17 protein-coding genes are annotated in these 20,366 nt (G+C 62.2%); 12 read left to right on the forward strand and 5 right to left on the reverse strand.

The window, feature by feature from the left end; translation table 11 throughout:
- Window positions 1-172 precede the first annotated feature (172 nt).
- Window positions 173-1,165, forward strand: coding sequence for an Ldh family oxidoreductase (locus tag QQL24_RS10170; RefSeq protein ID WP_284311857.1), 993 nt, complete (start codon window positions 173-175; stop codon window positions 1,163-1,165).
- Here QQL24_RS10170 and QQL24_RS10175 read toward each other — a convergent pair.
- From QQL24_RS10175 to ruvX, 4 genes are all read right to left on the reverse strand, one after another.
- Window positions 1,158-2,681, reverse strand: a complete 1,524-nt coding sequence (locus QQL24_RS10175) for a D-arabinono-1,4-lactone oxidase (protein ID WP_284311858.1) — start codon at window positions 2,679-2,681, stop codon at window positions 1,158-1,160. The two genes, QQL24_RS10170 and QQL24_RS10175, sit on opposite strands and share 8 nt — an antisense overlap.
- An 82-nt stretch (window positions 2,682-2,763) precedes the next feature.
- Window positions 2,764-3,093: a hypothetical protein gene (locus QQL24_RS10180; protein WP_284311859.1), complete on the reverse strand. Its 330-nt coding sequence runs from the start codon at window positions 3,091-3,093 to the stop codon at window positions 2,764-2,766.
- 318 nt (window positions 3,094-3,411) lie between these two features.
- Entirely contained in the window at window positions 3,412-4,773 is a 1,362-nt protein-coding gene (locus QQL24_RS10185; RefSeq protein ID WP_284311860.1) for an FAD-dependent oxidoreductase, read from the reverse strand.
- A gap of 6 nt (window positions 4,774-4,779) precedes the next feature.
- The gene (gene ruvX / locus QQL24_RS10190; RefSeq protein ID WP_284311861.1) at window positions 4,780-5,244 is read right to left on the reverse strand and encodes a Holliday junction resolvase RuvX; all 465 of its coding nucleotides are present in this window, start codon (window positions 5,242-5,244) and stop codon (window positions 4,780-4,782) included.
- A 138-nt stretch (window positions 5,245-5,382) separates the two neighbouring features.
- Here ruvX and QQL24_RS10195 point away from each other — a divergent pair, with 138 nt between their 5' ends.
- From QQL24_RS10195 to gatB, 6 genes are all read left to right on the forward strand, one after another.
- Window positions 5,383-6,081: a metal-dependent hydrolase gene (locus QQL24_RS10195; RefSeq protein ID WP_284311862.1), complete on the forward strand. Its 699-nt coding sequence runs from the start codon at window positions 5,383-5,385 to the stop codon at window positions 6,079-6,081.
- A 431-nt stretch (window positions 6,082-6,512) separates the two neighbouring features.
- Window positions 6,513-8,027: a hypothetical protein gene (locus QQL24_RS10200; protein ID WP_284311863.1), complete on the forward strand. Its 1,515-nt coding sequence runs from the start codon at window positions 6,513-6,515 to the stop codon at window positions 8,025-8,027.
- A 179-nt stretch (window positions 8,028-8,206) separates the two neighbouring features.
- A complete protein-coding gene (gene gatC, locus QQL24_RS10205; protein WP_284311864.1) occupies window positions 8,207-8,494 on the forward strand; it encodes an Asp-tRNA(Asn)/Glu-tRNA(Gln) amidotransferase subunit GatC in 288 nt (95 codons plus the stop codon).
- 83 nt (window positions 8,495-8,577) lie between these two features.
- Window positions 8,578-10,116 carry an amidase gene (locus tag QQL24_RS10210; RefSeq protein ID WP_284311865.1) on the forward strand — a complete coding sequence of 513 codons (1,539 nt, stop codon included), beginning with the start codon at window positions 8,578-8,580 and terminating at the stop codon, window positions 10,114-10,116.
- 2 nt (window positions 10,117-10,118) lie between these two features.
- A complete protein-coding gene (locus QQL24_RS10215) occupies window positions 10,119-10,433 on the forward strand; it encodes a chorismate mutase (protein ID WP_284311866.1) in 315 nt (104 codons plus the stop codon).
- Between the two features lie 134 nt (window positions 10,434-10,567).
- Entirely contained in the window at window positions 10,568-12,034 is a 1,467-nt protein-coding gene (gene gatB / locus QQL24_RS10220) for an Asp-tRNA(Asn)/Glu-tRNA(Gln) amidotransferase subunit GatB (RefSeq protein WP_284311867.1), read from the forward strand.
- Window positions 12,035-12,096: 62 nt separating this feature from the next.
- Here gatB and QQL24_RS10225 read toward each other — a convergent pair whose 3' ends face one another.
- Complete coding sequence (locus QQL24_RS10225) at window positions 12,097-12,474, reverse strand: DUF2147 domain-containing protein (protein WP_284311868.1); 378 nt, start codon at window positions 12,472-12,474, stop codon at window positions 12,097-12,099.
- A 228-nt stretch (window positions 12,475-12,702) separates the two neighbouring features.
- Here QQL24_RS10225 and dusB point away from each other — a divergent pair, with 228 nt between their 5' ends.
- The 5 genes from dusB to ntrX all read left to right on the forward strand — a co-directional run bounded on the left by dusB (window position 12,703) and on the right by ntrX (window position 20,329).
- Window positions 12,703-13,743 carry a tRNA dihydrouridine synthase DusB gene (dusB, locus tag QQL24_RS10230; protein WP_284311869.1) on the forward strand — a complete coding sequence of 347 codons (1,041 nt, stop codon included), beginning with the start codon at window positions 12,703-12,705 and terminating at the stop codon, window positions 13,741-13,743.
- Window positions 13,740-14,840 (forward strand): two-component system sensor histidine kinase NtrB, encoded by a 1,101-nt coding sequence (locus QQL24_RS10235; RefSeq protein ID WP_284311870.1) that lies wholly within the window; start codon window positions 13,740-13,742, stop codon window positions 14,838-14,840. The genes dusB and QQL24_RS10235 overlap by 4 nt, the downstream gene beginning before the upstream one ends.
- 18 nt (window positions 14,841-14,858) lie before the next feature.
- The gene (gene ntrC / locus QQL24_RS10240; RefSeq protein WP_284311871.1) at window positions 14,859-16,298 is read left to right on the forward strand and encodes a nitrogen regulation protein NR(I); all 1,440 of its coding nucleotides are present in this window, start codon (window positions 14,859-14,861) and stop codon (window positions 16,296-16,298) included.
- Between the two features lie 241 nt (window positions 16,299-16,539).
- Window positions 16,540-18,846 (forward strand): sensor histidine kinase NtrY-like, encoded by a 2,307-nt coding sequence (locus QQL24_RS10245; RefSeq protein ID WP_284311872.1) that lies wholly within the window; start codon window positions 16,540-16,542, stop codon window positions 18,844-18,846.
- A gap of 112 nt (window positions 18,847-18,958) precedes the next feature.
- Entirely contained in the window at window positions 18,959-20,329 is a 1,371-nt protein-coding gene (ntrX, locus tag QQL24_RS10250; protein ID WP_284311873.1) for a nitrogen assimilation response regulator NtrX, read from the forward strand.
- The last annotated feature ends 37 nt before the right edge of the window (window positions 20,330-20,366 follow it).

The raw sequence follows: 20,366 nt of genomic DNA on the forward strand, positions 1-20,366 counted from the left end.
CTCCACCTGGCTGATCGGCCTCCTCAACGACAAGGCCGCGCCGGGCATCTGGCTGTCCTTTGCGGCCGCTTGCGGCCTCGTCTCCGCACTGATCATCTACCGCACGCATCTTGTGAAAAGGCAGGATCCTGTGTCAGCCTTCTGACCCGCTGTCGCCGGGTCGGGGGAGACGATGCCACGTCTGACGAGGCAGGAAGCCTGGGATCTTGCCTATCGAGCCACCATCCGCGCCGGCGCCAATGAGGCAACGGCACGCTCGCTCGCCGACGCCACCGTCGCGGCGGAGCTGGCGCAGAGGCCCGCCGTGGGTTTTGCCCATCTGAAGGATTATCTCGCAGCTTTCGCCTGCGGCCGTATCGCAGCGACAGTCGTGCCTGAGGTGGATTATCCCGCCCCGGCGCTGATCCACGTCGATGCCAAGGGCGCCATCGGCCAACTCGGCTTCGACATGGCTTTCGATGAACTGGTGTCCCGGGCTTCGACCTATGGCATCGCCATCCTCGCCCAGCGCGGCAGCTATACCACCGGTGAACTCGGCTATTACGCCCGGCGCTTGGCCCTGAAGGAGCTGGTGGCGATCGCAGCGACCAATGGTCCCGCGTTGATGACGCCCGGCGCGGGCACACCACTGGTCTACTGTACCAATCCGCTGGCCTTCGCTGCGCCCGTCGAGGGCGGTTTGCCCCTGGTGATCGACCAGGCATCCAGCGCCACCGCATTCGTCAACATCAGGCAGGCCGCCGAGCAAGGTCTGCCGATACCGGACGGTTGGGCCGTTGACGCCGAGGGGCAGCCGACCACCGATGCGCGCGAAGCCATGAAAGGCGCGCTGCTCGCTTTCGGTGGCAGCCGCGGCGCCAATATTGCCCTGATGGTGGAGGTTCTGGCGGCAGGGCTGACAGGCGCAAACTGGTCCCTGGATGCCCCTTCCTTTGCCGAGGGCGATCGATCTCCCGGGATTGGCCTGTTCGTCGTCGCTCTCAAACCGGACCTGCTGACGTGGGATTTTGCCGCCAGGCTTGCGCTGCAGCTCGACCGGCTGGCAGCCAACGGCGTTCACATTCCGGGCCGGAGCGCGGCGTCCGATGGGACCATCGAGCTGCCCGCCGCGCTTGTCGCCACCCTCGAGGCCTATCTCAAATCCGCCTTACCCCTCCTCAGGTGAAAAGCCCCTGCTGGGTCAGGAATGGATTGAGGAACATGCCGTGGGGATCGAGCTGCCGCCGCAGAGCGTTGAAAGTCTGCAGGTTTTGACTCGGATAGAGTGACTTCACGTTCACATGCGGCGTGATGTACTGCCAGTTCTTGGCCCAATGCGGCCGGCCGTGCCTCGTGCCGATCCAGTCCGGCATCACGGCGTTGATCATGGCGAGGTGGGGCGCCATGGCAGCGGCCCGCTTGCCGGCGTCAGGCTCCGACTTGGGATAGGCGCTCAGGATTTCCATCCAGCAGACCCGGTCTTCTGTCGCGGTCGAATAGGCCGGGGACAACAGGGACTGGCTCGTCTTGGTGAAACGGGCGTGCAGGCAGGTCGTGAGCGGAAAGTCGCCCTGGAACTTGTAGGCATAGTTGAGGGCCGCGTACCAGGCCCGCACGATATTGCCGACATCCCAGGTTCCCGGCCCCGTTTTTGGGATGGGAATGGCAATTTCGAGGTCGAGGATCGGGAAGGCCTGGTCGGCATAGAACATCACCCGCGGGGCAGGGGCGACGAAGCCGCCCTTGGCCTCGATGGCTTTCGCCCTGTCGTGGATGGTGTTCCAGGCCAGGGACAGGATCGGCGACCAGAACAAGGGATGGGTGGAGGTCCACTCCATGACGGAGGTCGCCATCTTGTCGATCCAGCCATCCGGCCGCAGCGGGATGTCACGGGGTTCGTTCTGGGTCCGATTGAATTTCTTGATCCAGATTTGCCCGTTGTTGTAGCCGCTGCCCGGGAACCAGAAGAGCTCCACATATTCGTTCTCGGTTACCAGCTTATGCAGGTTCTCCGGCCTGATCTCGCCGCCGGTCCCATCCGGGTTCGGGCCCATCACGCTCTCGGTCGCCGTGACGATTTCCTCGTCATGCAGATTGTAGAGTGGCTCGACCCGGAGCGTCAGCTTGGTGATGATCCCCAGCGTGCCGAGATTGACACGCACGGACGGCATCTCGTTGGGTGTGGTATCCTCGGAGAAGACGTGCAACTGGCCGTCGGCGGCAACGAACTCTACTGCGTAAACAAAGTCGGACACGGTCTGCTGGTTCCAGCCGGTGCCATGGCATCCGGCAGCCACGAAACCCGTGGCATTGATCGAGGCCAGAGCCCCGGTCGACGACAAATACATCTGAGGCAGCGAGGGATCTGGCGCGGTGAGGGCATCGCGAACATCCGCCCATGGCGCTGACGGCAAGAACGAGACCAGATCGATCCCCTTGTTCTGCCAGCGCCAGGCCTTTCGTGGGCCATCGACGTAATGCGACATCTCGACCAGGGTTTCGCCGTTGTTGACGATCAGGGGGCTGAAGGAATGTCCGGTGCCTATCGTGCGCATGGTGGCGCCGGCAGACTGTTTCACCAGCGCCTGCACATCGGCCAGGCTGGCGGGATGGGCAATCTCATCCGGGACGCTTGTCAGGTTTCCGGCCCAGTTGGTCCAACGGTTTTCATTGCCGTCGCCGCCGTTGTCTTGATCGCTCACGATCCATCTCCCCGAAAATCAAGTCCTGCAGGCTACAGCCGGGGCGCCGCGGCGATGCGCTGCGGCGCCCCGAACAGATGCATCAGCCCACGGAGATCAAGCCAAGCGTGTTGCTCAACGTTGTGCCGGTGATCGTGTAATTGGCCGTCACGGAGCTTCCCTGCTTGTAGATGTAGGATTGCCGCGCCTCGTTATCCGTACCCCACACGACAAAAACGTAGAGGGATATGATGCTACCATCCGGAACGCTGAGTTTTCCCGGATCGACATCCTTGGTTTGCCCAAGAAGAATATCTCCGGCATTGCCGGAAAGATGCTTCTCCCCGTTATCGTCAAGATAGGCGACCTCGCCTCTGGCAACAAAGCCGCCGCCATTGTGCAATGTAAACTTACCGATTTGTGTCATAGCCATGTGAATGCGCTCCGTAAACAAGCGGAAAGGGATGTGTCTCGGTTTTTGCTAGCATGTAGAGAGCGTATACTACTAAGGTGGTATCCACAATCCGTCTCTGGTAAGAATCTAATAATATTACTTCCAACTTCAGCGAACATTGTGTCGGCTAAATATTTTTGCAGTCGGAATTAATTTAGTTTTATTACTTGCATAAAATTTAAATCAGAAAAATCAATAACCTGAATGTTCAGAAAGACTTTGTAGCGGTGAGTGCGCAAATGGGTACCGGGCGCAGACGCGCCCGATGCCAACGATACGAGGGAACCAAGAGGGTGTTCAGGCGATCCGGGCGCCTTGCCTGCACAGTTCGCGCTGCACCAGGCCAATGTCCACATCGTGGAACGAGCGGCCGCTTTTCAGCGAGATGGCTGCCGCAACGCCGGCACCCTGTCCATCCACCGCGCAGCACATCATGTTGCGCACCGCCGCATGCGAGACCTTGTCGCCGCCGATACTGCGCCCGGCCACGATGAGGTTGCCGATTTTCTTCGGCAACATGGCCCGGTAGGGCACCTGGAAGTAGCGCCCGGTAGTCGGCAGGATCAGGATGCCGTAGCCGTCGATGAATTCGGGGAAAATGCCGATCGAATCTTCGAAGCGCCCCTGCTCGCGCACATCGGTGCCGGTCATGTTGTAGTGGGCATCGATCTTGCGCGTGTCGCGGATGCCGATGGTCATGCCGAAATTGCGCAGCTTGGCGCCTTCGCAGCCCGGCATGTAGTGGCGCAGCGCCTCGACCGCCATGATGGCCTGGCGTCGGCCCTCGATCTCGTTGGCGGTGAGATCATTGGGGTCGGTGCCGTCGCAAGAGGGCAAGTGTACGAGGTTGAGATAAGTGAGATCGCCCTGGTCCGAGACGGCGCCCCAGGTACCGGCGATGGTGGTGAGATTGGCGGGGATCTCGCCAGCCGCCATCGCCTGCTTGAACGGCTTGCGCAGGAAGGGCGAGAACAGGGTGTCTTCCTTGCCGGTGGTCTCGATGGTCCACTCGCCGCCTTCCCAATCCTTGTAGGTCTGCGGGTCGGCCTTGACGGCCTCCAGGAACCGGTGCTTGTCGACGCCGCACATCGAGAACATTACCGAGGCCGCCTGCATCTCCTCGCGCGGCGTCTTGTAGGTTGGAGCCCCGGCGCGCTCGGCGATGTCGGCGTCACCCGTGGCATCGACCACGCGTTTTGCGAGGATTGCCTCGCGTCCGGCCTTGCTCTCGGTGATGACGCCCTTGATGACGCCGTCCTCTATGATGGTGCCGACGACGAGACGATGCAGCATCGGCCTGATACCGGCTTCCTGCACCAGCACGTCTGCGACATATTTGAAGAGTTCGGCGTCGAGGGCGTAGCTCTGGGACTGTGGCTCGGGCTGGGCAGCGCCCATCGCCTTGGCTCGCTGCTCGAACTCGATGCCGATGCCTTCGCTGTCGACGGTCTGTTCGTGCCGGTACCAGGCAAACCCTTCGACGCCGACCTGCGTGATGTTGCCGCCGAAGCAGCCATTGCGCTCCAGCAACGTGGTCTCGGCCCCGGCCCGTGCAGAAGCAAGCGCTGCCGCCAATCCCGCCGGGCCGCTGCCGACCACGAGCACGTCGGTTTCGAGGATCACGTCGATCTGACGCGCCGGTTCAGTGATGGTTATCATGATGCCTTATCGCCCGTAGCCCAGGCGATCGAGTGCGCCTTGCAGGATGAAGGATGCCGCCATTTTATCGACGACTTCTGCCCTCCTACGACGCGAGGCGTCGGCTTCAAGCAAGGTGCGCGTAACGGCCGCCGTGGAGAGGCGCTCGTCCCACAGGGCGACGGGCAGGTCGCTTAGGCGCTGCAAATTGCGCGCGAAGCTCTCGGACGCCTGCGCGCGTGGGCCCTTGCTGCCATCCATATTGAGCGGATAGCCCAGCACCAGCCCGCCGACCTGGTGCTTTGCGGCAATGGCGAGGAGTTGCTCGGCATCGGCGGTGAACTTGGTGCGCCTGATCGTTTCCAGCGGTGTCGCGATGGTCAGCATCACGTCCGAAAGGGCGAGGCCGATGGTCTTGGTGCCGAGATCGAGCCCCAGCAGACGCTGCTCCTGCGGCAGGTTTTCGGCGAGGTCGAAGAGGTCAACGATCAAGTCGGTCTGGATCCATGAGAACGTTACACCGAAAGGTGATCCCGAATCCCGATAGCATTTTGTCGTCTAGGGGCGTTATGGTTTTGCGATGGGACCGTCCGGTTTCAACTCTTTCCTGCATTTTGAGGATATTGCATCATGCGTATTACCTGGCTCGGTCACGCAGCCTTTCGCGTCGAGTTCGACGGCAAGGCCGTTCTTTTCGATCCCTTTTTGAGCGGCAATCCCTCCTTTAACGGGAATCGTGCCGCCGCCAGCGCGGGCATCAGCCATATTCTGATTACCCATGGCCATGGCGATCATGTCGGCGATTCCATCGAGCTTGCGAAGGAAACGGGAGCGACTGTCGTCTCGAATGCCGATCTCGTCACCTTCCTCGCCAGCAAGGGCGTGGAGAAGGTCGAGCCGATGAACACCGGCGGCACTATCGATCTCGGCGGCTTCAGCGTGACGATGGTCCGGGCCGATCATTCGGCCAGCCTGATCGACAATGGCGTGAGCATCGCCGTCGGCAATTCCAACGGCCTCATCCTCAAGGCGCCGGGGCAGCCCGCGCTCTATCATCTGGGCGATACCGACATTTTCTCCGACATGGCGCTCATCGCCGAACTGCACGAGCCGAAGATCGGCCTGGTGCCGATCGGCGACCGCTACACCATGGGTCCGAAAGTGGCGGCATTGGCCGTGAAGCGCTATCTCAACCTCGACGTCGCCATTCCCTGCCACTATGCGACTTTCCCTGGACTGGTGAGTAATGCCGAGGTCTTCACCGAAGGCCTGGCGGGCGCCAAGACGAAGGTGGTGGCGCCCAGGCCCGGTGAAGCTGTCGAGGTGTAAGGCAAATCGATGTGCCGACCTGCAGGTCGGCACTCTCCCTGAGATGTCTCGGTTCCGTGCCGACCTAGAAGTTGGCACGCCATTGCCAGCAAAGCCGACGCTTCGGCCGACGTCCTCCCTTCCCCTGGCACCTCGCCACCAAAAGCTGGCTGAAGGGCCGCAGATTTCAGCCGGATTGCGCCTGCGATGCAGGTGCCCGTGCATTTATTCTACTTCACCCTTTTCCCGGTTGGCCTGAACTCCCCTGAATTAGGGATGAATACGGGCTGGCAATGCCTTATAATTTTGCTTCTGAAATTGAATATGGGCAGTATTATTGCGTACAATTTCAATATACTACGCTAATTTTTGGTAGAATTCGCTTACAAAAAACTCGGGCAACAACGTAATTCAGCGCGTATTCAGGCGGCTCTCATAGAGGAGGCTGACAAATGCCACGCGTGGTTGTCATCGACAAATCGGTCATCGATCAGATCAACGCTGGAAATGTGGACATGGCGAGAGTGGTCCGCAATCTCGCGACGTCCAAGGCTCAAATATGGATGACGAGAGCGGATTATTCGCGCCTGTTTCGCGATGCTGAACAGCGCATGCTCGGCGAGTTGAACGTGAGCGCGCCGCTGCAGGACATCAGTCCGGAGCGCTATGAGAGGCAGATGACGCCAGGCAAGTACGCGACGGATTGGATACCGCATGAATCCACCCCGACGGCGGCATTGGCGCTGGCGAAGGATGCTGAATTGCTTTCGGCCGATAGGAATTTCATGGCGAACTTCGCCAAGGCCGGGGGCAGAAACATGCCGGAGCGGGCGAGCGTCCAATACGTCGTGACACTTCCGCCGGGCGACCTCGACTATGCCGGAGGCCGGCGGCTCCTCGGATTGCCGGCCGCCAATATTGGCGTGAATGGCAGAATTCGCCCCTCTGCGACAACGTCGGCGATTGCAGCACAGGGGGCCGGGCAGGCTGCGAATGGACCGCGCACACCGGGCGGCGCCCGCACCACGGCTCAGGTGGGCGAAAAGATCGAACCTGTGAATGAGGGCGGACTTTCCCAGAGCGGCGTCGCCAAATTCGACGGGGCGACCCTCGGCCTGAAAGGCGTAAATCTGGCCGTCCAGGCTATCAATGATGCGATCCAGAAGCAGCGAATGCTGAATCGCTGGGCAGAATTGCGACCGTCGGTTGAGAAGGAACTTGATGCCGACCCCGAGTTCGGGGCCTTGATCATCATTTCCTATTGGCGCGGTCGCGGCGATGAGAACAGCGCAATCGAACCGGTGACTGTCTTTCAGGACATTCGAGTCATGTATGGCTGGACTCAGATGGATGCGGTGCAGAGATCGACCAGCCACGGCTATATCACTGCCGGAAATCCGGGCGAGAGCACGCCCGGCGAAAAGATCTGGTTTCCGCCGAAGCGACCGATCGATCCAATGCGGTTGCCAACGCCCTGGCCTGTCGCTGGGCTGGCGACTTTCGTGCCGGGCAAGGAGAAACTCACCAAGGTGAAGTTTTCGGTCGCCGCGGGCTTCGATGATATGATGTTCAGTAAAGAAGCGTTGGATGTGCCGGACGGTGCGCCGCTGCGTTTTGTGTATCTGTTCCCGCCTGACAAGGTTTCCTACATGGACTGGAACGGGATAAAATCGAAATCGATCGATTTGGATTATTCCACTGAAGCTGACACCACCAACGCACTGACCGGTTCGTTTTACATGGGTGTCCCGGTTGTAAAACTCGACTCCATCGCCAATCCCTACAACACCACAGCCGCGATGGTCTGGCCGGCCGACGAATATACGCGAAACGTTTTCAGGGACACTCGCGACACGGATGATGGCAATATCATCAGAAAAATCACGGATATCACGTGGCTGCGTTGGGTGAAGCCGGAATTTATGAGGATTATCAGAGACATAAGCTGGGACAACGATCATTCCTGAATTCTTTGCAGCATCCAAACTCTCTTGCAAATTGAGAGAAGGCCTCAGGTAACGCCGGAGGCTGTTCACTTTGGAGCCCTGAGCAGGATTCCACGTAAAGGGGACGAGATCGGTTGCGCGCCCGAAGCCACGCGTGATAGACCGCGCCGTTCCGTTTTCGTGCACGATCCGAGGATTTCATGTCTGTCGATGCCGCCACGGTGAAGCGCATCGCGCGTCTTGCGCGCATTGCCGTCGCCGAACAAGATGTTCCGCATTTGCAGGGCGAGCTCAACGCCATCCTGGACTTCGTGGCGCAACTCGATGAGGTCGACGTCGCCGGCATCGAGCCGATGACTTCGGTCACCCCGATGGTGATGAAGAAGCGCCAGGATGTGGTGACGGACGGCAATATCGCCGCGAAGATCGTCGCCAATGCCCCGGCGCGCGAGGACAATTATTTCCTCGTGCCGAAGGTCGTCGAGTAAGCCTGGGCCGTAGCGGCCTTCTTGCGACCTGACCGGCTTTGGCGCCGGTCCGATGCCCAGATTTCCCGTTCAGGATCCTTTCCGTGAGCCATATTACCGATCTTACTCTCGCTGAAATCCGCGATGGCCTGAAGGCGAAGTCCTTCACCTCCGCCGAGGCGACCAAGGCCTATCTCGACGCCATCGAGAAGGCGCGGGGCCTCAATGCCTATGTGCTGGAGACCCCGGAGCAGGCGCTCGCCATGGCCGCCAAGGCCGACGCCAGGCTAGCCAAGGGCGAGGGCGGGCCGCTGGAAGGCGTACCGCTCGGCATCAAGGATCTCTTCGCCACCGAAGGCGTGCGTACCACTGCCTGCTCGCACATCATCGACAATTTCGTGCCGACCTATGAGTCGACGGTGACGAGCCAGCTCTGGCGCGACGGCGCCGTGATGCTCGGCAAGATCAACAATGACGAGTTCGCCATGGGCTCGTCGAACGAGACTTCAGCCTTCGGCCCGGTGGTCTCGCCCTGGCTGCCGCCGAACTGGAGCGCTGAGCAGGGCAGGGAGAAGCTTGCCACAGCTCGCGCGAACGGTAGGACGCCGAATGGATTCCTGGTGCCCGGCGGTTCCTCCGGCGGTTCGGCCGCGGCCGTTGCCGCGCGCCTGTGCCCAGGCGCAACCGGCACCGATACCGGGGGCTCGATCCGCCAGCCCGCCGCCTTCACCGGCATCGCGGGCATCAAGCCGACCTATGGCCGCTGCTCGCGCTGGGGCATCGTCGCCTTCGCCTCCTCACTCGACCAGGCCGGGCCCTTTGGTCAAACGGTGCGCGACTGCGCCATCATGCTGAAGTCGATGGCGGGCCACGATCCCAAGGACACCACGTCCATGGATCTCGCCGTGCCGGATTACGAGGCGGCGATCGGCAAATCGGTGAAGGGCAAGGTCATCGGCATTCCCAAGGAATACCGTGTCGACGGCATGTCTGCGGAGATCGATGCGCTTTGGCAGAAGGGCATCGACTGGCTGCGCGATGCCGGCGCCGAGATCCGCGAGATCAGCCTGCCGCACACCAAATATGCCCTGCCGGCCTATTACATCGTGGCGCCGGCGGAGTGCTCCTCGAACCTCGCCCGCTATGACGGCGTCCGTTATGGCGAGCGTGTCGCCGGGCGGGAGATCACCGAGCTCTACGAGAAGACTCGCGCCGCCGGCTTCGGCGCCGAAGTGAAGCGCCGCATCCTGATCGGCACCTATGTGCTCTCGGCCGGCTATTACGACGCCTATTATGTGCGTGCGCAGAAGATCCGCACGCTGATCAAGCGCGACTTCGAGCTGGCCTATGCCGACGGCGTCGATGCCATCCTTACGCCGGCGACGCCATCGCCTGCTTTCGGCATCGGCGAGAAGGCCGGCGCCGATCCGGTGGAGATGTATCTCAACGACGTCTTCACCGTCACCGTGAACATGGCGGGCCTGCCGGGCATCGCCGTGCCGGCCGGATTGTCGAGCGAGGGCCTGCCCCTCGGCCTGCAGCTCATCGGCCGCGCCTTCGACGAAGAGACGCTGTTCACGATCGGCCATGCCATCGAGCAGGCGGCTGGTTCGCTCGGCAAGCCGCAGAACTGGTGGGCCTGATCATGACCGAGGCGGAGCGTACGAAGGAGCAACTGTCGGATCTGCGCAAGGAGATCGATGCGATCGACGAAAAGCTCGTGCATCTCCTCGCTTCCCGCCTCGAAGTCGTGCAACGGGTCCTCAAGGTGAAGACCCGGGACGGTCTGCCCGCCAACATTCCCGAACGTGTCGAGGAAGTGGTGACCTCTGCCCGCCGGATGGCCGAGGCCCAAGGCGTGCCACCGGAACTCGCCGAAGTGATCTGGCGCAACATGGTGTCCTGGACCATCGACTATGAGGACCGGCACCTCGCAGCAACAAGAGCAAAACGCGTTTAAGCAGAAATAGCGTTTTGTCTTAACTACTTGTTCTAGAAGCGTTTTGCGATTCTTGCTGAAAACGCAAGCTTGCAAAGCGCTCCAAGCAGGGCTGACAACAGCCCCATTCGATTTCGAACTATCGGAGCCTAGATATGGACGCCACGCTTGACCCCAAGAAGCTGATCAAGGGTGCCACGGGCGATTGGGAAGTGGTCGTGGGCATGGAAATCCATGCCCAGGTCACCTCGGAAGCCAAGCTTTTCTCGGGTGCCTCCACCAAGTTTGGCGGCGATCCCAACAGCCACGTCTCTCTGGTCGATGCCGCCATGCCCGGCATGCTGCCCGTCATCAACGAGGAATGCGTGCGCCAGGCGATCCGCACCGGCCTCGGTCTCAAGGCACAGGTCAACCTGAAGTCGGTGTTCGACCGCAAGAACTATTTCTATCCCGACCTGCCGCAGGGCTACCAGATCTCACAGTACAAGCAGCCGATCGTGGGCGAAGGCACCGTCATCGTCGAGGTGCCCGAGACTGGCGAGACGCTGCATGTGGGTATCGAGCGTCTGCATTTGGAGCAGGATGCCGGCAAGTCCATGCATGTGGGCGACGTCTCGCTGGTCGACCTCAATCGCTCGGGTGTGGCGCTGATGGAAATCGTTTCCCGTCCGGACCTGCGTTCGGCCGACGAGGCGCGCGCCTATGTGGCGAAGCTGCGCACCATCCTGCGCTATCTCGGCACCTGCGACGGCGACATGGACAAGGGCAATCTTCGCGCTGACGTGAACGTTTCCGTGCGCAAGCCCGGCGATCCCCTGGGAACACGCTGCGAGATCAAGAACGTCAACTCCATCCGCTTCATCGGCCAGGCCGTCGATGTCGAAGCCCGTCGCCAGATCGGCATCATCGAGGATGGCGGCATGATCGATCAGGAGACACGGCTCTACGACCCCAACAAGGGTGAGACCCGGTCGATGCGTTCGAAGGAAGAGGCGCATGACTACCGGTACTTCCCCGATCCCGATTTGCTGCCGCTCGAGTTCGACCAGGCCTATGTCGATGATCTCGCCCAGCATCTGCCGGAGCTGCCGGACCCCAAGAAGACGCGTTTCATCAGCCAGTACGGCCTGTCGTCCTATGACGCCGGGGTGCTGACGGCCGAGCGCGAATCCGCCGATTTCTTCGAGGAGGTCGCCAAGGGGCGCGACGGCAAGAGCGCCGCCAACTGGGTGATCAACGAGCTGTTCGGCCGCCTCAACAAGGAAGGTCTCGACATTTCGTCGTCGCCGGTCTCTGCCAGCCAGCTCGGCGCCATCGTCGATCTCATCGGCGAGAATGTGATTTCGGGCAAGATCGCCAAGGATCTGTTCGAGATCGTCTGGACCGAGGGCGGTGATCCTCGTGCCGTGGTGGAAGCCCGCGGCATGAAACAGGTGACGGATACCGGCGCCATCGAAGCGGCGGTGGATGCCGTGATTGCGGCCAATCCGGACAAGGTGGAGCAGGTCAAAGCCAAGCCCACCATGCTCGGCTGGTTTGTCGGCCAGGTCATGAAGCAGACCGGCGGCAAGGCCAATCCGCAGGCGGTGAACGATCTCTTGAAGGCCAAGCTGGGGATTTGATTGCTGGGAGCGCGGACATCGCGACATGAAGGCATGTCGCTGAGATGTCCGCGCTCCCAGGCCTACTGCCGCACCCAGGTCACGGAGCGGCAGATCAGGCCGCCGAGCACGCAGCCGGCCGTCGTGAGCTTGTCGCCGTTGAGCGTCATGGTCCCCGTATAGGTCTTGCCGTCTTCAGGGTTGAAGGCCTTGCCCTTCCACTTGTTGTCGCCCTCCGAGACCATGTCGTAGAAGACGCGTTTGCCGACGCTGCCCTGCTTGGCCGCCTCCTTCTCCCAGATCACCGAACCGCAGAGAGCCGTGCCGCAGGAGCCGATCTTGACCTTCGATTCGCCATTGTCCCGAAGCCAGGTGCCGGAAGCGTCGCCGGCATAGGCAGCGCCAATGAAGAAGGCACTGGAGATAGTGGCCATAAGAGCCTGATATAGAAAGCGTTTCATGCGCGTTACTCCGAGCGACAATGCCTTGCGATTCGCGATAGGCCCTTGCGTTAGCTCCATCATTTTCCAAAGCGCTAAAATCTGCAAATCCCGCCTTGCTGGGCGGAGAGCCGTGCCCTAGGGCTTATACACTGCCCGTTTTGCGGGCATGCTTGTTTTCGAGGCGCTTTGCTCTTGCTGAGCACGCGGCGACTGGCTAAGTTGTAGGCATGAAGGAGTCCTGCATTTATGGTAGGCAGTGAGAGGATCGCGCCGCTCGCCAAGGAGACGACACGGTCTCTGAGGGTGGGTGCGGTAGAATTGGCCAATCAGGTAATCCTCGCGCCCATGTCCGGCGTGACGGACGCCGTGCTGCGCCGTATTGCCCATCGCTGCGGCGCGGGGCTCGTGGTTTCCGAAATGGTGGCGAGCGACAGGCTGGCTGTCGGCGACGAGGAGGCGCGCTTGCGCGCCGAAGCCCCTGGGGACGGTCCGCACGTCATACAGCTTGCCGGATGCGAGCCGCGCTGGATGGGCGAGGCTGCACGCGTGGCCGTCGATTCCGGCGCCGATGTCATCGACATCAATATGGGCTGTCCCGCCAAGCGGGTGACAGGCGGTTGGGCCGGCTCTGCCCTGATGCGTGATCTCGACCACGCTTTGAGGCTGATCGATGCCACGGTTGCCGCGGTGAAGGTGCCAGTCACGGTAAAGATGCGTCTTGGCTGGGACCATGACAGCCTCAACGCAGCCTCGCTTGCCCGGCGAGCCGAGGAGGCCGGGGCGGCGATGATCTCGGTGCATGGCCGCACCCGCATGCAATTCTACAAGGGCAGCGCCGATTGGCGCGCCATCCGCACCGTCAAGCAGGCCGTATCGATCCCGGTCGTCGCCAATGGCGATTGCCGCAACCTCTCGGATGCGCTGGCGATACTCGGCCAGTCAGGTGCCGACGCCGTGATGGTCGGGCGCGCCGCACAGGGAAGGCCCTGGCTGCCGGGGCATATCGCCCGTGAGCTCAAGGCGGGCCATGCGTTGCCGGTGCCCTCGGCGCAAATCCAGAAGGAACTGGCGCTGGAGCATTATGACGGGCTGCTGGCGCTCTATGGCGCCAGGCAGGGCATCCGCCATGCGCGCAAGCACCTGGCCTCCGCGATGGACGCCGCCGAGGAGTATTTCGGCGGTGGCGACGACGGGCTGCGCCGGAAGGTCCTGACCGGCGAGGACCCGTCGCAGGTGACAGCCGGCTTCTCCGCTTTTTATGCAAGTCTCGAACGGATGGCAGCATGACGGCCTTGCCAAGATATTTGCCCAATCATGAGGCCGTCCTGAACGCCTTGCCGCACGCCATCATTTCCGTGGACGGACAGGGCAGGGTGGTGGACGCCAACATGGCGGCCGAAGCTTTCTTCGATATCAGCGCGCCGGTGATGCGCCGCAACCTTCTCAAGGACCTGCTGCCTTTCGGTTCGCCCTTGTTGGCGCTGATCGGGCAGGTGCGCGAGCGCAATGCGCCGGTGAACGAATATCGCGTCGATCTCGGCTCGCCCCGGCTCGGAGGCGAGCGGCCTGTGGATATCCAGGTCGCGCCGATGCAGGACAATTCCGGCGGTGTGGTGATCATGCTGCAGGAGCGCACTATCGCCGACAAGATGGACCGCCAGCTCACCCATCGCGGCGCCGCCCGTTCGGTGACGGCGCTCGCCGCCATGCTGGCGCACGAAATCAAGAACCCGCTCTCCGGCATCCGCGGCGCGGCGCAATTGCTGGAGCAGTCGGTCGACGATCCCGATCGCGCCTTGACCCAGCTGATCTGCGACGAGGCCGACCGCATCGTCAAGCTCGTCGACCGCATGGAGGTCTTCTCGGACGAGCGCCCGGTCGCCCGCAGCCCGGTGAACATCCATGTCGTGCTGGAGCATGTGAAGAAGCTGGCCCAGTCCGGCTTTGCCCGGAAGATCAAGTTCGTCGAGGACTACGACCCCTCGTTGCCGCCGGTGCACGCCAACAAGGACCAGTTGATCCAGGTCATTCTCAACCTGGTCAAGAACGCCGCCGAGGCGATCGACGGCAGTCCCGAAGGCGAGATCATCCTGACCACGGGTTTCAAGCCGGGCGTGCGCCTGTCGGTGCCGGGCTCGGCCTCGCGCGTGAGCTTGCCGATCGAGGTGTGCATCAAGGACAACGGGCCGGGCGTCGCGACGGACCTTCTGCCCTATCTCTTCGATCCCTTCGTCACCACCAAGACCAGCGGCACCGGGCTTGGCCTTGCCCTGGTGGCCAAGATCGTGGGCGACCATGGTGGCATCGTCGAATGCGAGAGCCAGAACAAGCGCACCGTCTTCCGTATCCTCCTCCCCATGTACCGCTCAGACCGCAGCGCATAGCGCATAGGAATATCCAGTATGCAGGCAGGCTCTATCCTCGTAGCCGATGACGACGCAGCCATCCGGACCGTGCTCAACCAGGCCCTGTCCCGCGCCGGCTACGAAGTGCGCTCCACCGGAAATGCCACCACGCTCTGGCGCTGGGTGAGCCAGGGCGAGGGAGATCTCGTCATCACCGACGTGGTGATGCCCGACGAGAACGCCTTCGACATGCTGCCACGCATCAAGAAGCTCCGGCCGGAACTCCCGGTTGTGGTGATGAGCGCCCAGAATACCCTGATGACCGCCATCCGTGCCTCGGAGAAGGGCGCCTATGACTATCTTCCCAAGCCTTTCGATCTCAAGGAACTGATCGCCATCGTCGGCCGCGCGCTCAGCGAGCCCAAGGGCAAGCCCGCGGTGCGCTCCAGCGACGAAGCCGAGAACATGCCGCTGGTCGGCCGCTCGGCGGCGATGCAGGAAATCTACCGCGTGCTCGCCCGCCTGATGCAGACGGACCTCACGGTGATGATCTCGGGCGAGTCCGGTACCGGCAAGGAACTGGTGGCCCGCGCTCTGCATGATTACGGCAAGCGCCGTAGCGGGGCCTTCGTCGCCATCAACATGGCGGCGATCCCGCGTGACCTGATCGAATCCGAACTGTTCGGCCATGAGAAGGGCGCCTTCACCGGGGCCAACACCCGCTCGGTCGGCCGCTTCGAGCAGGCCGAGGGCGGCACGCTCTTCCTCGACGAGATCGGCGACATGCCGATGGAGGCGCAGACCCGCCTGCTCCGTGTGCTGCAGCAGGGCGAATACACCACGGTTGGCGGCCGCACGCCGATCAAGACGGATGTGCGCATCGTCGCCGCCACCAACAAGGACCTGCGCGTACTGATCCAGCAGGGCCTTTTCCGCGAGGATTTGTTCTTCCGCCTCAACGTGGTGCCGCTGCGCCTGCCGCCGCTGCGCGAGCGCGCCGAGGACGTGCCGGATCTCGCCCGCCACTTCTTCAAGCTGGTGGAGCGCGAGGGCCTGCCGCCCAAACACCTCGACGTCTCGGCTGTCGAGCGCCTCAAACGCCATCGCTGGCCGGGCAATGTGCGCGAGCTCGAGAACCTGGTGCGCCGCCTCTCGGCGCTCTATCCGCAGGAGACGCTCACCGCCGCCATCATCGAGCAGGAGCTGGCGACATCGGAGACGATGCCGCTCGAATCCGAAAATCCTAGCGACGAAACGCTGTCGGCGTCCGTCGAGCGGCACATGACCCGCTATTTCGGCAAGTTCGGCGAAGAACTGCCCCCGCCAGGCCTCTACCACCGCATCCTGCGCGATATCGAGGAGCCGCTGATCGGCGCGGCGCTGGCAGCTACGCGCGGGAATCAGATCAAGGCGGCCGAACTGCTTGGCGTGAACCGTAATACGCTGCGCAAGAAAATTCGCGACCTCGACATCCAGGTGATTCGCTCGATCCGTTAACCGGATCGAGCCTCTTGCCGTTAGGTCAGACTTCGAATCCCTTTTCATCCACAGAAATATCGCCCCAAACCGGCGTGCAATTGCCGTTTGTCGGTGGTGCGGCAGGGTTTTCCCCGAAGCCTCGCCTTGATTCTGTTACAATTTGGCAACAGTGTTGCAGGAATAACTCAGCACGCCGAGGCGGGGTAGGCGTGTGCTCATGGCGCCCCGTTCGAAGGCAAGGCGCGGAGCAGCTTCAGGCATGGCAGTGGTAGACAAGGCTGAGACATCGGTGCTCGAAACCACCGGCATGCCGGCTAGGCGCCTTGGCCTGCTCGGCTTCGGCCTGGTGATCCTCTCGGTTGCCTCGGCGATCGGCACCTTCCTCGTGCTGGTCGACGTCGAACCGATCGCGTCGCTGCTGAAGAACCTCGTGTCACAGCTGCGCTATTGGCTAGGGATCGACGCCGCGCCCCTGCTATCGACGACGGATGCGGCCTACAGCAATGCCATCGATGCTCTCTTCATCGTCAACGCCTCCTTCATCGTGGCTCTGCTCGTGCTGCTGGCGGTGGAGGCCGGCAACCTGATCGTGGCCCGCCGCCGCGGCCAGGCAGGTGCGGCGCTGCATATGCGGGTGATCGGGCTTTTCTCCATCGTTTCCGCCGTGCCTGTGTTGCTGCTGGCGACGGTTGCCATCATCTCGCTTGACCGCGGGCTGGACAACCTGTTCTCGACCCGCGTGAGCAACATCGTCCAAACCTCTGTGGCTGTTGCGAATTCCTATCAGGACGAGCAGGCGCAGCAGCTGCGCTACGCCGGTCTTTCCATGGCCGCGGACCTCAACAAATATTCCTCGCTCTACAGCGATCGCGACCAGTTTCAGCGGCTCATGGATGTCTTGGCCGCCAATTATGGGCTTTCGAGCGCCGTGATCGTGACCCATGAGGGCAAGGTGACCGAGCAGGCCTATATTCCCGGGAACCTGCCCTTTCCCCTGCCGCCCAAACTCTATCCGGCGCTTAATACGGCAGATACGGTACCGAGCGTGCGCATCGATCCCGGCTCCCGCGACATCATGGGCCAGGTGCTGAAGCTGTCGGCCTATAACGACCGCTATCTCTTCATCATCAGGCCCTTCGATCCCAAGATCGCCGAATATATTCGCCAGACGAGCGAGGATTCCGCCCGCTTCGAGGACCTGAAGGCGACGCGCTTTCCGACCCAGGTCAATTTCGCGCTGCTCTACGCCATCATCGCCCTGAACATGCTGCTGGCGGCGATCTGGATCGGCCTTTCCTTCGCCAATCGCCTGGTCGAGCCCATTCGCCGTCTCATCGGTGCCGCGGATCAGGTCGCCGGCGGCAACCTCAAGGTGCATGTGCCGGTGACGCCGGGCTCGGGCGATCTCGGCAAGCTGGGCGACACCTTCAACCACATGACGGATACGCTGCAGACCCAACGCAACGACCTGCTCGGCGCCAATGATCTGCTCGACAGCCGACGCCGCTTCATCGAGGCGGTGCTGTCGGGGGTATCGACCGGCGTGATTGGCATCGACGACGAAGGCAAGATCACCGTGGTGAACCCGCTGGCGAGCCAGTGGATCAAGTCGCGCCAGTCGCCCGTGGGCCGGCCGCTCGCCGAGCTCATGCCGGAACTGTCGACCTATCTCACCGATGCGCTGCATACCCGGTCGCGCCTGGTGCAGGGCCAGATCACCATCAATCGGGAGGGGCGCGAGCGCAATGTCACTGTGCGCGTCACCTCCGAGCAGTCAACCATGCGCGAGCACGGCTATGTGGTGACGCTCGACGACATCACCGAGCTCGTGGTGGCCCAGCGTAGCTCGGCCTGGGCGGACGTCGCCCGCCGCATCGCCCACGAGATCAAGAATCCGCTAACGCCGATCCAGCTTTCGGCCGAACGCATCCGCCGCAAATATGGCAAGGTGATCGTCGAGGATCGCGAGGTCTTCGACCAGTGCACCGACACGATCGTCCGCCAGGTCGACGACATCAAGCGCATGGTCGACGAGTTCTCCTCCTTCGCCCGCATGCCCAAGCCCTCGATCGAAAGCGAGGATTTCGGCGAGATGGTGAAGCAGGTCGTCTTCATGATGCGCATCGGCTATCCCGACATCACCTTCACCTATGATCCGCCACCAGCGCCTGTCATCGGCCGCTTCGACCGACGCCTGCTCTCCCAGGCGGTGACGAACATCGTCAAGAACGCCACCGAAGCGATCGTCGGCATGCCCGAGGGCAACAGGGAGCCGGGGCAAGTGGGTGTCTCGGTGTTTCATAACGGGCCGAACATCATGGTGCAGGTCATCGACAACGGCATCGGCCTGCCCAAGGAGAACCGGCAGAAGCTACTCGAGCCCTATGTTACCACGCGCGAGAAGGGCACGGGCCTCGGCCTCGCCATCGTCGGCAAGATCATGGAGGAGCATGGTGGCGGTATCGAGCTCCTGGACGCGCCCTCCGTTGCCGATGGCGGCCATGGCGCCATGATGCGCCTGTGGTTCCCCGCCGAACCGGATACGAAGAGCGAGGCCGCGCAATGAGCCTTCCTCGCGACCGCAATCCTTTTCGTTCCATCCGTTTGCGTTTTTCGAAACGCGTCCTGGCGAGCTTCCTAGGCTTGCCGGAACTCATCCATCTGAGCAGGGGTAGAGAATGGCGACCGATATTCTAATCGTTGACGATGAGGCCGATATCCGCGAACTCGTGGCCGGCATTCTCGAAGATGAAGGTCACGGTGCGCGCACGGCCAAGGATTCCGACGATGCCATGGCGTCGATCGCGCAGCGCCGGCCGCAATTGATCTTCCTAGACATCTGGATGCAGGGCTCGCGCCTGGACGGCCTGCAATTGCTCGAGGTTCTGAAGGCCGAGCATCCGGAAGTGCCCGTAGTGATGATCTCCGGCCATGGCAACATCGAGACGGCGGTCGCGGCCATCAAGATCGGCGCCTATGACTTTATCGAGAAGCCCTTCAAGGCGGACCGTCTCGTGCTGGTCGCCGACCGGGCACTCGAGACCTGGCGCCTGCGCCGTGAGGTCACGCAGCTGCGCCAGATCTCCGGTTCTTCCTCCAAGATGATCGGCCGTTCCTCGGCCATGAACCAGCTGCGCCAGATCATCGAGAAATCCGCGCCCACCAACAGCCGTGTGCTGATCGCCGGCCCACCGGGCTCGGGCAAGGAACTGACGGCGCGCAGCATCCATCAGGCCTCCGCCCGCGCGAACGGCCCCTTCGTGGTGCTGAACTCGGCCTCCATTACGCCCGAGACCATGGAGACCGAACTTTTCGGCGTCGAGGGCGGTGAGGGGCGCACGCGCAAGATCGGCGCCTTCGAGGAGGCGCATGGTGGCACTCTGTTCTTCGACGAGATCGCCGACCTGCCGCGCGAGACCCAGGGCAAGATCCTGCGCGTCCTGATCGACCAGAGCTTCACACGCGTGGGCGGTGCCACCAAGGTGCATGTCGACGTGCGCATCATCACCTCGACCTCGCGCGATCTCACCGAGGAAGTCTCGGACGGGCGCTTCCGCGAGGATCTGCTGCACCGCCTGTCGGTGGTGCCGATCCGCGTGCCCGGCCTATCCGAGCGCCGTGAGGACATTCCCGAACTGGTCGACTATTTCCAGGGCCAGATCGGCGCCGCGACCGGCCTGCCGCGCCGGGTGGTGGGTCCCGATGCCATGGCGGTGCTGCAGTCGCATGAATGGCCCGGCAATGTCCGCCAGCTGCGCAACAATATCGAGCGCCTGATGATCCTGGTCGGTGGCGAGCCCGACGCGACCATCACGGCGGAGATGCTGCCGCCCGAGATCGGTGCGCTGATGCCAACCCGGCCGAACGGGCAGGGCGGCGAACAGCTGATGGGCCTGCAATTGCGCGATGCCCGCGAATTGTTCGAGCGCGAATATTTGATCGCGCAGATCAACCGCTTCGGCGGCAACATCTCGCGCACCGCCGAGTTCGTCGGCATGGAGCGCTCGGCACTGCATCGCAAGCTGAAGTCGCTAGGCGTGGGAGCCTGATCCCAGGCCAGGCAGAGCAGTCAAGCCCCATCGCTAA

This window comes from Labrys miyagiensis (assembly GCF_030160835.1).
In the GTDB taxonomy this organism is placed as follows: domain Bacteria; phylum Pseudomonadota; class Alphaproteobacteria; order Rhizobiales; family Labraceae; genus Labrys; species Labrys miyagiensis.